The 14,109-nt window shown below is 69.8% G+C and carries 15 protein-coding genes; 9 read left to right on the plus strand and 6 right to left on the minus strand.

Annotated features, from left to right (window positions below; translation table 11 throughout):
- Nucleotides 1-185 precede the first annotated feature (185 nt).
- Nucleotides 186-2,000, minus strand: a complete 1,815-nt coding sequence (gene dnaA / locus ABTZ91_RS10690) for a chromosomal replication initiator protein DnaA (RefSeq protein ID WP_352076786.1) — start codon at nt 1,998-2,000, stop codon at nt 186-188.
- A gap of 381 nt (nt 2,001-2,381) precedes the next feature.
- Here dnaA and rpmH point away from each other — a divergent pair, with 381 nt between their 5' ends.
- The 9 genes from rpmH (at nt 2,382) to ABTZ91_RS10735 (ending at nt 9,170) form a co-directional block, all read left to right on the plus strand.
- Nucleotides 2,382-2,519, plus strand: a complete 138-nt coding sequence (gene rpmH / locus ABTZ91_RS10695; protein ID WP_125638610.1) for a 50S ribosomal protein L34 — start codon at nt 2,382-2,384, stop codon at nt 2,517-2,519.
- 19 nt (nt 2,520-2,538) lie between these two features.
- Nucleotides 2,539-2,910 (plus strand): ribonuclease P protein component, encoded by a 372-nt coding sequence (gene rnpA / locus ABTZ91_RS10700; RefSeq protein ID WP_352076787.1) that lies wholly within the window; start codon nt 2,539-2,541, stop codon nt 2,908-2,910.
- Nucleotides 2,907-3,233: a membrane protein insertion efficiency factor YidD gene (gene yidD, locus ABTZ91_RS10705; protein WP_352076788.1), complete on the plus strand. Its 327-nt coding sequence runs from the start codon at nt 2,907-2,909 to the stop codon at nt 3,231-3,233. The genes rnpA and yidD overlap by 4 nt, the downstream gene beginning before the upstream one ends.
- Before the next feature lie 3 nt (nt 3,234-3,236).
- Entirely contained in the window at nt 3,237-4,556 is a 1,320-nt protein-coding gene (gene yidC / locus ABTZ91_RS10710) for a membrane protein insertase YidC (RefSeq protein WP_352076789.1), read from the plus strand.
- A gap of 29 nt (nt 4,557-4,585) precedes the next feature.
- Entirely contained in the window at nt 4,586-5,095 is a 510-nt protein-coding gene (locus ABTZ91_RS10715; RefSeq protein ID WP_352076790.1) for a R3H domain-containing nucleic acid-binding protein, read from the plus strand.
- A gap of 118 nt (nt 5,096-5,213) precedes the next feature.
- Nucleotides 5,214-5,930 carry a 16S rRNA (guanine(527)-N(7))-methyltransferase RsmG gene (rsmG, locus tag ABTZ91_RS10720; protein WP_352076791.1) on the plus strand — a complete coding sequence of 239 codons (717 nt, stop codon included), beginning with the start codon at nt 5,214-5,216 and terminating at the stop codon, nt 5,928-5,930.
- 270 nt (nt 5,931-6,200) lie between these two features.
- Nucleotides 6,201-7,289 carry a ParA family protein gene (locus ABTZ91_RS10725; protein ID WP_352076792.1) on the plus strand — a complete coding sequence of 363 codons (1,089 nt, stop codon included), beginning with the start codon at nt 6,201-6,203 and terminating at the stop codon, nt 7,287-7,289.
- The gene (locus tag ABTZ91_RS10730) at nt 7,286-8,398 is read left to right on the plus strand and encodes a ParB/RepB/Spo0J family partition protein (protein ID WP_352076793.1); all 1,113 of its coding nucleotides are present in this window, start codon (nt 7,286-7,288) and stop codon (nt 8,396-8,398) included. The genes ABTZ91_RS10725 and ABTZ91_RS10730 overlap by 4 nt, the downstream gene beginning before the upstream one ends.
- A gap of 154 nt (nt 8,399-8,552) precedes the next feature.
- Entirely contained in the window at nt 8,553-9,170 is a 618-nt protein-coding gene (locus ABTZ91_RS10735; RefSeq protein WP_345486892.1) for a GNAT family N-acetyltransferase, read from the plus strand.
- 87 nt (nt 9,171-9,257) lie between these two features.
- Here the strand turns inward: ABTZ91_RS10735 and trxA are convergent, their stop codons facing one another.
- The 5 genes from trxA to ABTZ91_RS10760 form a co-directional block, all read right to left on the minus strand.
- Nucleotides 9,258-9,593: a thioredoxin gene (gene trxA / locus ABTZ91_RS10740; RefSeq protein WP_352076794.1), complete on the minus strand. Its 336-nt coding sequence runs from the start codon at nt 9,591-9,593 to the stop codon at nt 9,258-9,260.
- Between the two features lie 46 nt (nt 9,594-9,639).
- Entirely contained in the window at nt 9,640-10,605 is a 966-nt protein-coding gene (gene trxB, locus ABTZ91_RS10745) for a thioredoxin-disulfide reductase (protein WP_352076795.1), read from the minus strand.
- A gap of 128 nt (nt 10,606-10,733) precedes the next feature.
- The gene (locus ABTZ91_RS10750) at nt 10,734-11,639 is read right to left on the minus strand and encodes an anti-sigma factor (protein ID WP_352076796.1); all 906 of its coding nucleotides are present in this window, start codon (nt 11,637-11,639) and stop codon (nt 10,734-10,736) included.
- Nucleotides 11,636-12,340, minus strand: a complete 705-nt coding sequence (sigM, locus tag ABTZ91_RS10755; RefSeq protein WP_352076797.1) for an RNA polymerase sigma factor SigM — start codon at nt 12,338-12,340, stop codon at nt 11,636-11,638. Before sigM ends, ABTZ91_RS10750 begins: the two co-directional genes overlap by 4 nt.
- Before the next feature lie 28 nt (nt 12,341-12,368).
- A complete protein-coding gene (locus tag ABTZ91_RS10760; protein ID WP_352076798.1) occupies nt 12,369-14,078 on the minus strand; it encodes a protein kinase family protein in 1,710 nt (569 codons plus the stop codon).
- Nucleotides 14,079-14,109 lie beyond the last annotated feature (31 nt).

Here is a 14,109-nt window from a genome sequence, read left to right on the forward strand (position 1 = left end):
GACGCGATCCGGATAACTTCACAGTCCCCACCCTGTGGACGGGAGATCATCCCCCAATCTGTGGAGAACCCGCCACCGGAACGGAGTAATCGAACAGTCGCCAGACGGGTGCCGTGGGCCGGGAACGCCGAAGGGCGCCCCGGGAGGTGTCCCGGAGCGCCCTTCGAGGGTCGTGGACGGCTTCCTCAGCCGTTCTTGATGCGGTTGGTCAGCTCGGTGACCTGGTTGTAGATGGAGCGCCGCTCGGCCATCAGCGCGCGGATCTTGCGGTCCGCGTGCATCACGGTCGTGTGGTCGCGGCCGCCGAACTGCGCGCCGATCTTCGGCAGCGACAGGTCCGTCAGCTCCCGGCACAGGTACATGGCGATCTGCCGGGCCGTGACGAGGACGCGGCTGCGCGAGGAGCCGCACAGGTCCTCCACCGTCAGACCGAAGTAGTCCGCCGTCGACGCCATGATCGCGCCGGCGGTGATCTCCGGAGCCGAGTCCTCGCCGCCCGGGATGAGGTCCTTGAGGACGATCTCGGTGAGCCCGAGGTCCACCGGCTGCCGGTTGAGGCTCGCGAAGGCGGTGACCCGGATCAGCGCGCCCTCCAGCTCACGGATGTTCCGCGAGATCCGGGAGGCGATGAACTCCAGCACCTCCGGCGGGGCGTTGAGCTGCTCCTGGACCGCCTTCTTACGGAGGATCGCGATGCGCGTCTCCAGCTCGGGCGGCTGCACATCGGTGGTCAGACCCCACTCGAAGCGGTTGCGGAGCCGGTCCTCCAGGGTCACCAGCTGCCGGGGCGGCCGGTCCGAGGACAGCACGATCTGCTTGTTGGCGTTGTGGAGCGTGTTGAAGGTGTGGAAGAACTCCTCCTGCGTCGACTCCTTGCTCGCGAGGAACTGGATGTCGTCGACCAGCAGGATGTCCACGTCGCGGTAGCGCTTGCGGAAGGCGTCGCCCTTGCCGTCGCGGATGGAGTTGATGAACTCGTTGGTGAACTCCTCCGAGCTCACGTACCGCACCCGCGTGCCCGGGTAGAGGCTCCGCGCGTAGTGCCCGATGGCGTGCAACAGGTGGGTCTTGCCGAGCCCCGACTCCCCGTAGATGAAGAGGGGGTTGTACGCCTTCGCCGGCGCCTCGGCCACCGCGACGGCGGCGGCGTGCGCGAAGCGGTTCGAGGAACCGATGACGAAGGTGTCGAAGAGGTAGCGGGGGTTCAGCCGCGCGTGCTGCTCGCCGGGGGCGCCGGACCCGGCGCCCTGCCCGGACGAGGAGCCGCCCATGCCCGGCGCGCCGCCGACTCCCGGACGGGGCCCGTGGCCGCCGCCCGGCCCGCCGTGACCGGGTCCGCCGTGACCCGGACCACCGTGGCCGGGGCCGCCGGAGCCCTCCGGCTCGGAAAGCTCCGCCCGGTCGGGGCGCTGCTGCTCGTACGGAGAACGCTCGTCGTACCGCGGCTGCTGGGGCTGCTGCGGGCGGGCCGTCGCGTACGGATCCCGGTCCTGGAAGCCGCCGAGCCGCTGCTGCTGCCAGGTGATCTCCTCCTGGGCGCGCGGCCAGACACCCGGGTCGGGGCGCTGCTGCTGGTACTCGGGGTAGGCGGGGCGCGCGGTCGGCAGACCGTCGTCCGGCATCGGCCGCCCGTAGTCGTCGTACTTCTCGTACGGCTTGTCGTAGCCGTCGTACTTCCCGTACGGCTGCTGGGCGGGCCGGCTCTGGGGCGCCGGCGGGGTCGGCTCGCCGACGGAGTCGTCGACGGTGATCGCGATCCGGATCGGCCGGCCGCAGGCGCGGCTGAGGGCCTCGCTGATCAGCGGGGCGAGACGGCCTTCGAGGACCTGCTTGCCGTACTCGTTGGGCACCGCGAGCAGCGCGGTGTCGGCCACCAGTGCGAGTGGCTGGCAGCGCTCGATCCACTGCTTGTCCTTGGGCTCGATGCCCTGGCCTTCGCCGAGGAGCTGTTCCAGCACGCGCGGCCACACTGCGGCAAGATCGGCAGGTACGTCAGCCACGGGGCACGCTTCCTCGCAGGTCCCACGAATGTGTGGTTCTCGGGACGGTGGGTCGAAGTCCGTAAGGACAGGTAAGGACAGAACGGAAAAGATTGCGGAGTCCAGCCACGGTAGTCGTGGCGGCTGACGTGGTTCAAGTTGTTGTCCACAGCCTGTGCACAATGGGGGGTGACGACAGGTCGGTTTGACCGGATGGCGTAGCCGCGCGTACCGTAACCAGGTCGAGTTGTCGATGGCTGCTGCCGCCTGCCTCCGATGGGCAAAGATCACCTTAGGTGATCGCGAAGCGGTGCACTCGGGCGTATTGCGAGCTACTCGTGGGCGCACGGTGACAGCCAGGCGATGTCCCGCCACCACCCGAATCATTTCTGGAGCCCCCGAGTGAGCAAGCGCACCTTCCAGCCGAACAACCGTCGTCGCGCGAAGACCCACGGCTTCCGCCTGCGCATGCGTACCCGTGCCGGTCGCGCCATCCTGGCCGCCCGTCGTGGCAAGGGTCGCGCCCGCCTGTCCGCCTGATCCGCGTACAGGTCATGACGTGCTGCCTACCGAGAATCGGCTGAGGCGGCGCGAGGACTTCGCGACCGCGGTACGCCGAGGACGCCGGGCCGGACGCCCGCTCCTCGTCGTCCATCTACGCAGCGGTGCAACGGACCCGCACGCGCCTGGGGAGAGCGCTCCCCCGACGCGTGCGGGTTTCGTCGTGAGCAAGGCCGTAGGCGGCGCGGTCGTCCGCAACCAGGTGAAGCGTCGTCTGCGCCATCTCATGCGCGAGCGGCTCACCGAGCTGCCCCCCGGTAGCCTGGTGGTCGTACGGGCGTTGCCCGGAGCCGGTGACGCCGACCACGCCCAGCTGGCCCGAGACCTGGACGCCGCTCTCCAGCGGTTGCTGGGAGGGGGCACGCGATGAAGTACCCGCTGCTGGCTCTCATCAAGTTGTACCAGTGGACGATCAGCCCTCTCCTGGGTCCTGTCTGCCGGTACTACCCGTCGTGTTCCCACTACGGATTCACGGCCATCGACCGGCATGGCGCGATCAAGGGCACGGCCCTGACCGCCTGGCGCATCCTGCGGTGCAATCCGTGGTCGCCGGGCGGCGTGGACCACGTTCCCGCGCGCAAGCGGCCGCGCTGGCACGAGATGCTCAGGAACGCGCTGCGCGGTGACAAGGGCGGGATCTCCGCCGAGACGAGCCCGGCCGCAGAGACCTCGCCCAATGCTCAAGGAGCCTGATTAGTGGACACGATTGCCAGTCTGTTCGCGTTCATCACCACGCCCGTCTCATGGGTGATCGTCCAGTTCCACAAGTTGTACGGGGCGATCTTCGGTCCTGACACGGGCTGGGCCTGGGGCCTGTCGATCGTGTCCCTCGTGGTGCTGATCCGCATCTGCCTGATCCCGCTCTTCGTGAAGCAGATCAAGGCGACCCGGAACATGCAGGCGCTCCAGCCGAAGATGAAGGCGATCCAGGAGCGCTACAAGAGCGACAAGCAGCGTCAGTCCGAAGAGATGATGAAGCTGTACAAGGAGACGGGCACCAACCCGCTCTCCTCGTGCCTTCCCATCCTGGCGCAGTCGCCGTTCTTCTTCGCGCTGTACCACGTGCTCAGCAAGATCGCCGAGGGTGAGCGGATCGGCGCGCTGAACCAGCAGCTCGTCGACAGCGCGCGTGAGGCGCACATCTTCGGCGCCCCCATCGCGGCCAAGTTCACGGACAGCCCCGAGAAGGTCGAGGCCCTCAGCGCCTCGCTGACCGACGTCCGCATCGTCACCGCGGTCATGATCATCCTGATGTCGGCCTCGCAGTTCTTCACCCAGCGCCAGCTGATGATGAAGAACGTCGACCTCACGGTGAAGACCCCGTACATGCAGCAGCAGAAGATGCTCATGTACATCTTCCCGGTGATCTTCGCCGTCATGGGCATCAACTTCCCCGTCGGTGTCCTCGTCTACTGGCTGACCACCAACGTGTGGACCATGGGCCAGCAGATGTACGTGATCAACCAGAACCCGACGCCGGGCAGCAAGGCCCAGGACGCCTACCTCCAGCGCCTGCTCAAGAGCGTCACCCACCACGGTGAGGTCCGCGGCCGTGGCCGCAAGCGGGTCGTCAAGGCCATCGTCGCCAAGGGTTCGGACCGCAACGAGAACGAGCGCCGCTTCTTCGCGGGCCTGGCCAAGGCCGGCTTCGCCGCCCAGCCCGACGGCACCGTGATCAAGAGCGACACCGTCTCCGCCGAGGCGGAGGGCGGCGCCGGCACCCGGCGCCAGCAGCCCAAGCGCCAGACCAAGGCCCAGCGCCAGGCCGCGGCCGCCCAGCAGGCCAAGGAGGCCGAGGACGCGGCCTCGACCGCCGAGGCCACGGCCGGGGACAAGCCGGCTCCGTCGCTGGAGAAGGACACGAAGCCGCAGGCGAAGGGCGCCAAGCCCGGCGCCCAGGACGCGACCGACAAGCCGGCGCGGCCGAGCCGGGCCAACTCCGGTGGCGCCCGTCAGGGCAAGTCCGGCCAGCGCAAGGGCCAGCAGCGGCCCAAGCACCCCTCCTCCAAGAAGTAAGCCTCCACGAAGCAAGAAGGAGTCCATCCGTGACGGAAGGCACCACCTCCGCCGCCGAGGGTGGCGACACCCTGACCCGCCTGGAGCAGGAGGGTGAGATCGCGGCCGACTACCTCGAGGGCCTGCTCGACATCGCCGACCTCGACGGTGACATCGACATGGACGTCGAGGCGGACCGGGCGTCGGTCTCGATCATCAGCGACTCCGGCAGCCGCGACCTGCAGAAGCTCGTCGGCCGCGACGGAGAGGTGCTGGAGGCCCTTCAGGAGCTGACCCGGCTCGCCGTGCACCGCGAGACCGGTGACCGCAGCCGGCTGATGCTCGACATCGCGGGCTTCCGGGCCCAGAAGCGGACCGAGCTGGCCCAGCTGGGCGCCAAGGCCGCGGACGAGGTCAAGTCCTCCGGCAAGCCGGTCAAGCTGGACCCGATGACCCCGTTCGAGCGGAAGGTCGTGCACGACGCGGTCGCCGCCGCAGGTCTGCGCAGCGAGTCCGAGGGCGAGGAGCCGCAGCGCTTCGTCGTCGTGCTCCCTGCCTGATCCCTCTCGTAGAGTCGGCCCCGTCTGTTCGCAGGCGGGGCCGAACTTTGTCAGCCTGATAGTCAGCCACCACAGTGCGCTCGCGCGGTACGCGTGCGGTACGGAAGGACGGTTCCCCGTGACGGAGGCAGCGGAGCTTCCCCAGGCGCCGGAGCAGGCGCGGACGGTCTTCGGCGAGTACTTCCCCGAGGCGGTCCGGTATGCGGAGCTCCTGGCGGACGCAGGGGTCAAGCGGGGCCTCATCGGCCCCCGTGAGGTTCCCCGGCTGTGGGAGCGGCACCTGTTGAACTGCGCCGTGCTCTCCGAGGTCGTCCCGGAGGGCGTCACCGTCTGCGACGTCGGCTCCGGTGCCGGTCTGCCCGGCATCCCGCTGGCCCTGGTCCGCCGCGATCTGAAGATCACGCTCCTGGAGCCCCTGCTCCGTCGTACGACCTTCCTCCAGGAGGCCGTCGAACTGCTCGGACTCGACCATGTGACCGTGGTCCGTGGCCGCGCCGAGGAGATGCTGGGCAAGCTGCCGTCGGTGCACGTCGTCACCGCGCGGGCCGTGGCGCCGCTCGACCGACTGGCCGGCTGGGGTGTCCCGCTGCTCCGTCCCTACGGCGAGATGCTCGCGCTCAAGGGCGACACCGCGGAGGAGGAGATCGTCGGCGCCCGTGCCGCGCTCTCCAAGCTCGGTGTGGTGGAGGCGTCGGTGCTGCACGTGGGCGAGGGGGTGGTCGATCCGCTGACCACGGTCGTCCGGGTCGAGGTCGGCGAGAGCCCCGGCGGTGTGAGGTTCGCCGCCAAGCGCGCCAAGGCGGCCCGGACCAGCCGGCCCCGACGACGCCGCTGAGCCCTTCCCGATCCGTACCCGCTGATCCGTACAAGCTGCGATACGTACAGATTTCGGAGTGTCGAGGGGTCCCGACCCTGCGGCGCGTGCATCGTGTTTCACGTGAAACGTCGCTCACTGCTGCAGGGGATCATCAGCCGCGGCCGCGCGGCTGGCACGCCCTGGGACCGCAAGCCTCCAGCGAAACCCCCCGTGAGGGTTAAGGGGTTGTCCACAGAGGTGGATTCATCCACAGAACCACGGGCCTCGCTGGTTCACGACCCCGAAAGCATGGCAGGCTCTGTGCATCGCGAGCCTGAAGCCGAGGAGAGTGAATCCTTGCGGTCCGACGCCAACATCGCGGGACCGATGACCGATCCGGTCCCCGGTCCCCGAACCGAATCGGTAGGGGCGGATGTTTCACGTGAAACACCGCCTCCGATGGACGACACCCCCATCGGTCGTGCGGCCCAGCTGGCCGTGGAGGCCCTGGGCCGCGCTGGTGAGGGACTTCCCCGGCCCGCGCAGACCCGCGTGATGGTGGTCGCCAACCAGAAGGGCGGCGTGGGCAAGACGACCACGACGGTCAACCTTGCCGCCTCCCTCGCTCTCCACGGTGCCCGCGTCCTGGTCATCGACCTCGACCCGCAGGGCAATGCCTCGACGGCCCTTGGCATCGATCACCATGCCGAGGTGCCCTCGATCTACGACGTTCTCGTGGAGAGCAGGCCGCTTTCCGAGGTCGTCCAGCCCGTCCGGGATGTGGAGGGACTCTTCTGTGCCCCCGCCACGATCGATCTCGCCGGTGCGGAGATCGAGCTGGTGTCCCTGGTGGCGCGGGAGAGCCGGCTGCAGCGAGCGATTCAGGCGTACGAGCAGCCGCTCGACTACATCCTGATCGACTGCCCGCCCTCCCTCGGCCTGCTGACGGTCAACGCCCTCGTGGCGGGGGCCGAGGTGCTGATCCCCATCCAGTGCGAGTACTACGCGCTGGAGGGTCTCGGTCAGCTGCTGCGGAACGTCGACCTGGTCCGCGGGCACCTCAACCCCGCTTTGCACGTCTCGACGATCCTCCTCACCATGTACGACGGTCGTACGAGGCTTGCCTCGCAGGTCGCCGAAGAGGTGCGCAGCCACTTCGGCGAGGAGGTCCTGAAGACCAGCATCCCGCGGTCCGTGCGTATTTCGGAGGCCCCGAGCTACGGACAGACCGTCCTCACCTACGACCCGGGCTCCAGTGGCGCCCTGTCGTATCTCGAAGCGGCGCGTGAGATCGCCCTGCGCGGTGTCGATCTCCACTATGACGCCACCCAGGCCCATGGGGGACACCCGCTCCCGGGCCACCAGAACAGCCAGCGAATGTCGGAGGGGATCCAGTGAGCGAGCGACGTAGGGGGCTGGGGCGTGGGCTCGGTGCGCTGATCCCCGCTGCTCCCCAGGAACGACAGGTGCAGGCCGTCGGGGTGGGATCCGCTCCCGCCACGACCTCCCCCGGCGCCATTCCGGCGCTCGGTTCCGACCGAGGCGTGGCGGCGGCGAAGCTGGCGGCTCTCCCGGCGAGCCCGCAGTCCCCGGACTCCGTCGTGCCGACGGCCGAGGCCGAGCCCCCGGTTTCGGAGTCCCCCGCCGGGGCGCACTTCGCCGAGCTGCCGCTGGACTCCATCACCCCGAATCCGCGCCAGCCGCGCGAGGTCTTCGACGAGGACGCCCTGGCCGAGCTGGTCACCTCCATCAAGGAGGTCGGTCTGCTCCAGCCGGTCGTCGTCCGTCAGCTGGGCCCCGAGCGCTACGAGCTCATCATGGGCGAGCGCCGTTGGCGGGCCTGCCGCGAGGCCGGCCTGGAGCGGATCCCGGCGATCGTCCGGGCCACCGAGGACGACAAGCTGCTGCTCGACGCCCTGCTGGAGAACCTGCACCGGGCGCAGCTGAACCCGCTGGAAGAGGCAGCCGCCTACGACCAGCTCCTCAAGGACTTCAACTGCACCCATGACCAGCTGGCCGACCGGATCGGACGCTCGCGTCCCCAGGTCTCCAACACGCTGCGTCTGCTGCGGCTCTCCCCGCCCGTGCAGCGCCGGGTCGCCGCCGGAGTCCTCTCGGCCGGCCACGCCCGGGCGCTGCTCTCCGTGGACGACCCGGAGACGCAGGACAAGCTGGCCTACCGGATCGTCGCCGAGGGCCTCTCGGTCCGTGCCGTGGAGGAGATCGTCGCGGTCATGGGCTCGGAGCCCTCGTCGCCGGTCAAGCCCAAGGGGCCCCGCGCGGGTACCCGGGTCTCCCCGGCTCTGCGGGAGCTGGCGACCCGGCTCTCGGACCGCTTCGAGACCCGGGTGAAGGTCGACCTGGGCCAGAAGAAGGGCAAGATCACCGTCGAGTTCGCCTCGATGGAGGATCTGGAGCGGATCCTGGCGACGCTGGCGCCGGGCGAGGGACGGGTCCTGGATCAGGGGGCCTCCGAGGATCACCCCGAGCAGGGCTCCGAGGACTGAGCCTGCTGTTTCGTCCCCGGGCGGGGCGTGTTCCGGCACTTGCCGGGACACGCCCCGCCCTTTGCCTGTCTGCGGTATCGCCCTGATCCACTCGTCGTTACGATTCTGTGAGGCGTATTCGTACAGCGATGGCCGAGGGAAGCGAGGAGCAGCCGTGGGGCGTCGGCTCGTACCGCTCACGCTGGACAACCTTCCGGATCTCCCCAAGCGATGTCGTTCCTGTGTCTTCTGGGAACTCGACCCGGTGAGCGGAGAGGCCGCCGTCAAGGCGGGCCGCCCGGAGCTGGAGAAGGAGGCCTGGATCTCCGCCGTGCTCCTTGAATGGGGTTCCTGCGGCCGGGTGGTCTACGTCGACGAGGTTCCCGTCGGGTTCGTGCTGTACGCGCCGCCGGCGTATGTGCCGCGCTCCACCGCCTTTCCCACCAGCCCGGTCGCCGCGGATGCCGTGCAGTTGATGACGGCGTGGATCATGCCCGGGTATCAGGGGCAGGGACTCGGGCGGACGATGGTGCAGACGGTGGCGAAGGATCTGCTGAGGCGGGGATTCAAGGCGATCGAGGCCTTCGGTGACGCCCGCTGGAAGGAGCCGGCCTGTGTGCTGCCGGCCGACCATCTGACGGCCGTGGGCTTCAAGACCGTGCGGCCCCATCCGACCTTCCCGAGACTGCGACTGGAGCTGAGGACGACGCTCTCGTGGAAGGAGGACGTCGAGATGGCCCTCGACAGGCTTCTCGGTGCGGTGCAGAAGGAACCGGTGCTGCGGCCCCTCTGACCGATGACAGCGATCGGACGGACGACAGCGGCCCGCCCCCTCGGAAGGGGGCGGGCCGCTGCTGTTTCACGTGAAACAGCGAGAGCGTCAGGCCTTGGACGTGAGGAAGTCGGCCAGGTCGCGCTCGATGGCCGCCTTCGGCTTCGCGCCGACGATCGTCTTGGCGACGTCGCCGTCCTTGTAGACGTTCAGCGTCGGGATGGACATGACGCCGTACTTGGCGGCCGTGGCCGGGTTCTGGTCGATGTTGAGCTTCGCGACGATGATCTCGTCGTGCTCGGAGGCGATGGCCTCGAGCGACGGAGCGATCATGCGGCACGGGCCGCACCACTCGGCCCAGAAGTCCACGAGGACGGGCTTGTCGCTCTTGAGGACCTTCTCCTCGAAGTCAGCGTCGGTAACAGTGATAGTGGCGCCGGCCACGGCGGCCTCCTTCATGGATGGGGTGTGGGGTGGGGCAGCGTAAGGATCAGACCGCAGGGGTCTCGGCGAGCTGCTCGCTGTCGGTGAGGGCGGCGAGGAAGCGCTCGGCGTCGAGGGCGGCGGAGCAGCCGGTGCCGGCCGCGGTGATCGCCTGGCGGTAGGTGTGGTCGACGACGTCACCGGCGGCGAAGACACCCGGGATGTTGGTACGGGTCGAGGGGGCGTCGACCTTCAGGTAGCCCTCCTCGTCCAGCTCCAGCTGGCCCTTGAAGAGCTCGGTGCGCGGGTCGTGGCCCACGGCGATGAAGAGACCGGTCACCGGCAGCTCACTGGTCTCGCCGGTCTTGGTGTTGCGCAGGGTCAGACCGGTGAGCTTCTGCTCGCCGTGGATCTCGGCGACCTCGCTGTCCCAGGCGAACTTGATCTTCGGGTCGGCGAAGGCGCGCTCCTGCATCGCCTTGGAGGCGCGCAGCGAGTCACGGCGGTGGACGATGGTGACCGACTTGGCGAAGCGCGAGAGGAAGGTGGCCTCCTCCATCGCGGTGTCGCCGCCGCCGACGACGGCGATGTCGTGCTCCTTGAAGAAGAAGCCGTCGCACGTGGCGCACCAGGAGACACCGCGGCCGGAGAGCACGTCCTCGTTCGGCAGGCCGAGCTTGCGGTGCTGGGAGCCCGTGGTGACGATGACGGCCTTGGCGCGGTACACGGTACCGGCGGTGTCCGTGACGGTCTTGATCTCACCGGTGAGGTCCACGGCGACGATGTCGTCCGGAACGAGCTCGGCGCCGAAGCGCTCCGCCTGGGCACGCATGTTGTCCATGAGGTCCGGGCCCATGATGCCGTCACGGAAGCCGGGGAAGTTCTCCACCTCGGTCGTGTTCATCAGGGCGCCACCGGCGGTGACGGCCCCTTCGAAGACGAGCGGCTTCAGCGACGCGCGGGCCGTGTAGAGCGCAGCGGTGTAACCCGCAGGCCCGGAGCCGATGATGATCACGTTACGGACGTCGCTCACGGGTGTGTTCCTCGTCTCTGCAGACTGCCTACTGCCTACGGGGGCGGTCGGATCGGTCACTGTCACCCCACCCAACCGATCCTAAGGGGCGTGCATTCCCGAGACCGCCGCCCGGCGTGGCGAAGAGGTCAGGAGCGGGGGACGGATTCCCGGAGGAGTACCTCGGCCGTGCCGTTCCCGGCGCCGGAGGCGCAGGAGGCGTCGAGCACATAGGCCTGCACCCTGGAGCCGTCCGTGGTGTCGGGCAGGAGGACGAGATAGGCGAGTGTGCCCTGGTAGTCGCCCTGCTGGAAGGCGATGACCGGTTCGGTGCGCCCGGTACCGGCCTTGACGCACTCGGGCAGGGCCGTCGGCAGGGTTCGCTTGTCCGCGGCTCCGCCTTCGGCGGAGAACGACTCGGCCGGCGCGTTGCGGTCCTCGGGGGCCTTGAAGGTGCCGTGCTGCTGGAGCAGGGCCCGCACCGAGGACTCGACCGGCGCGCCGTCGAAGTGAGCCGCGCCCGTGGCGGCGGTATCCGACGTGGTGTGGCCGGAGGTGTCGGCGCCGCCGGAGGTCAGAGTCCCGGACTGGACGAAGAAGAGGCTCAGGCCCAGGGCAGCGGCGCCGAAGGCCGCGCCGACGGCCGCGATCCGGCGGCGGGACCTGCGGGAGCGGCCCGGGCCGGTGGCCGCCGGGGCGTGCCCTGCGGGCCGGGCGGCGACCGGCAGGGCGGGAGTCCGGCTGCGCGATGTTTCACGTGAAACATGGACGTCGGCGTCGGCGTCGGGCGCCGGCGCGGTGGCGTTCAGGAGGGCTTCGGCGGCGAGAGCGGCATCGATGCGTCCGGCGATCTCCGCGGGCATCCGGGGCGGCCCGGGGAGCGTGCCAAGGAGACCCCGGATCTCCTCGAGGGAGGTCCGTACATCGGCACAGAGGGGACAGCCGTCGAGGTGCCGGCGCACAGCGGCGGAGCGGGAGGGCGAGAGCAGCCCTTCGGTGAGGTCGGAGATCTCCGAGACGTCCGGGTGCTGAGCCGTGTCGGCCGTGGAAGTCACGCGCGCCCACCTCCGCCCTTCACAGCAGCTGGATTGCCCGGTCCGGTATCCGTCGGTCCCGGTACCGGTGGGACGGATGCCCCCGGCGTCCGGTTCCTTCCCCGGTCGAGCCCTTCGTTACCCATCGTGTCGGCGCGCAGATGAGTGAGCATCGGCAGCAGCTTGGCCCGTCCGCGTGCACAGCGGCTCTTCACCGTTCCGGTGGGTACATCGAGGATACGAGCGGCCTCGGCGACCGGGTATCCCTGCATGTCGACGAGGACGAGCGCCGCACGCTGCTCCGTGGGGAGCGTCGCGAGGGCGGCCAGGAGCTCACGGTGGAGGTCCTGGCGCTCGGCCGGGGCCTCGGCCGACTCGTGCGGTTCGAGGAGCTGCTCGAACCGGGCGGTGTCGTCCACGGGCGAGGTCCGGCGCGAGGCGGTCTTGCGCGCCCGGTCGAGACAGGCGTTCACCGTGATGCGGTGCAGCCAGGTCGTGACGGCCGACTGCCCGCGGAAGGTGTGGGCGGCCCGGAAGGCCGACACGAGGGCGTCCTGGACGGCGTCAGCGGCCTCCTCGCGGTCTCCGAGCGTCCGCAGGGCCACCGCCCACAGGCGGTCGCGGTGACGGCGTACGAGCTCACCGAAGGCGTGCGGGTCGCCCGCCACATGGCAGGCCAGCAGTTCCTGGTCGCTGCGCTCGTCGCGTTCGGCGTCGTCCAACGGTGAGCCCCTCCCCGCGGGTGCGGCGTCAGCCGGTGATCTTGATGTCCGAGATCTCGCCCCGGTAACCGCCACCGCCGTTCGGCAGGTCGGTCAGCCAGACGAGAACGTAGCGCGTCTTCGACGGCTTGGCGGGCTGGAGGGTCACCTGACTGCCGGATCCGGCGGCCTGTATGGCGTAGCCACCGGGCTGTCCGGGATAGGAGGAGGCGTTCTCCGGAGCCGTGCGCAGCTGGACCGAGGTCGGACCCTGGAAGGTGACCTCGACCTTGGCGACCTGCTGGACCGTGCCGAGGTCGAGGACGATGCCGACGCCTTCCTTGAGGTTGCCGAACTTCGAGTACCCGTCGTACCGCATGGTCTTCCACGTGGTGCCCGGGTCGCCGTCGTAGGCGTTCTTTATCTGGTCGGCGTTCTCCGCGCCGTCGCCGAGCGGGTCAAAGTCGTGCGCGTCGACGATGGCGACGGGCTTGCCGGTCGCCGCCGGCTCGTTCTGGTCCTCGTTCTTCGGCTCCTGCGTGGTCTGCTGGGGCTCGGCTCCGTTGTTCTGGTCCAGGAGCCGGTCCGCGATCTGCCAGCTGCCCAGACCCAGGGCGGCGATCAGGAGGGCCGAGACGGCCCACTTGAGCGCCTTGCCGGTACGGCTCTGCAGCGGAGGCGGCGGGATCACCACGGGCTGGGTCACGGCCGGACGCGGCTGGGGGCGGCCGTAGGTGCCCTGCTGGTAGGTGGTGCGCTGGTACTCGGGGGGCGGGGGAAGGGGGAACTCGGGCTCCGGCGGGCGGATGCGGGGCATCGCCGCGACGGCCTTGGCCAGCTCGTCCGGGGTGGTGCAGGGAGGCTCCTGGCGAGAGGCGGTTGCCCCGTCGTTCGCCAGGGCCCGCATGGCGATCTCCGACAGGCCGCGGTGGACGCCCGCCCGCACCTGGTCCGGGGCGAGCAGCCCGACGCCCTTGGGGAGGCCGGTGAGGCCGTACGCGTCGTTCTCGTACGGCCAGCGCTGGGTGAGTGCCGCGTACAGCAGGGCGCCGATGGCCTCGGTGTCCGTGCGCTGCGGGCGTTCGACGCTGATGCCGCGCAGGGCGGCGTTCACGGCGAGGCCACGGATGCGGTACTGGCCGGTGGAGCTGCGCAGGACGGCGCTGGGGGTGAGCCGGAGGTGGGAGAGGCCCTCGCGGTGGGCGGCGGCCATCGCCTGGGAGACCTGGCTGACGAGCTGGTAGGCGTCGTGGGGTTCCATCGGGCCGGCCGCGAGCAGCGCGGTCAGCTCGGTGGAGTCGGGAAGCCACTCGTGGACGACGTAGACGAGGTCGTTCTCCTCGACGGCGTCGAGGACCTGGACGAACCGGGGGTCGCCCAGGAGCGCCGCGGAGCGCGCCGCGGCGAGCACGGAGCGGGCCCGGCTGTGGTCGGCGGGCAGGATGTGCACGCCCACGGCCCGGCGCAGTTTCTCGTCCACGGCACGCCAGCTGCTGAATCCGTCCAGACGGGTGACGCACTCCTCCAGCCGGTAGCGCCTCGCCAGCTTGTGGCCGCTGTGCAGTTCCGGTGCCGTGATGGAGGGCTGTTCGCCGCTCTGTCGTTCGACCGCCTTGTCCTCCGTGGCCTCGGCGGACGTGCCCGCCCTTTTCTGCGCTTCCGCCACCCCGTCGGTCGCGGCCGTGTCCGCCTTGGCGGTCAGCGGGTCTTCGCCGCTGTTGTCGGCCACGTCGACGGCAGCCGTGCTACGTTCCGCCACCGTCGTTCCTGCCTCCCCATCCGTTGCGCCA

Source organism: Streptomyces sp. NPDC126499 (genome assembly GCF_040302485.1).
GTDB lineage: Bacteria > Actinomycetota > Actinomycetes > Streptomycetales > Streptomycetaceae > Streptomyces.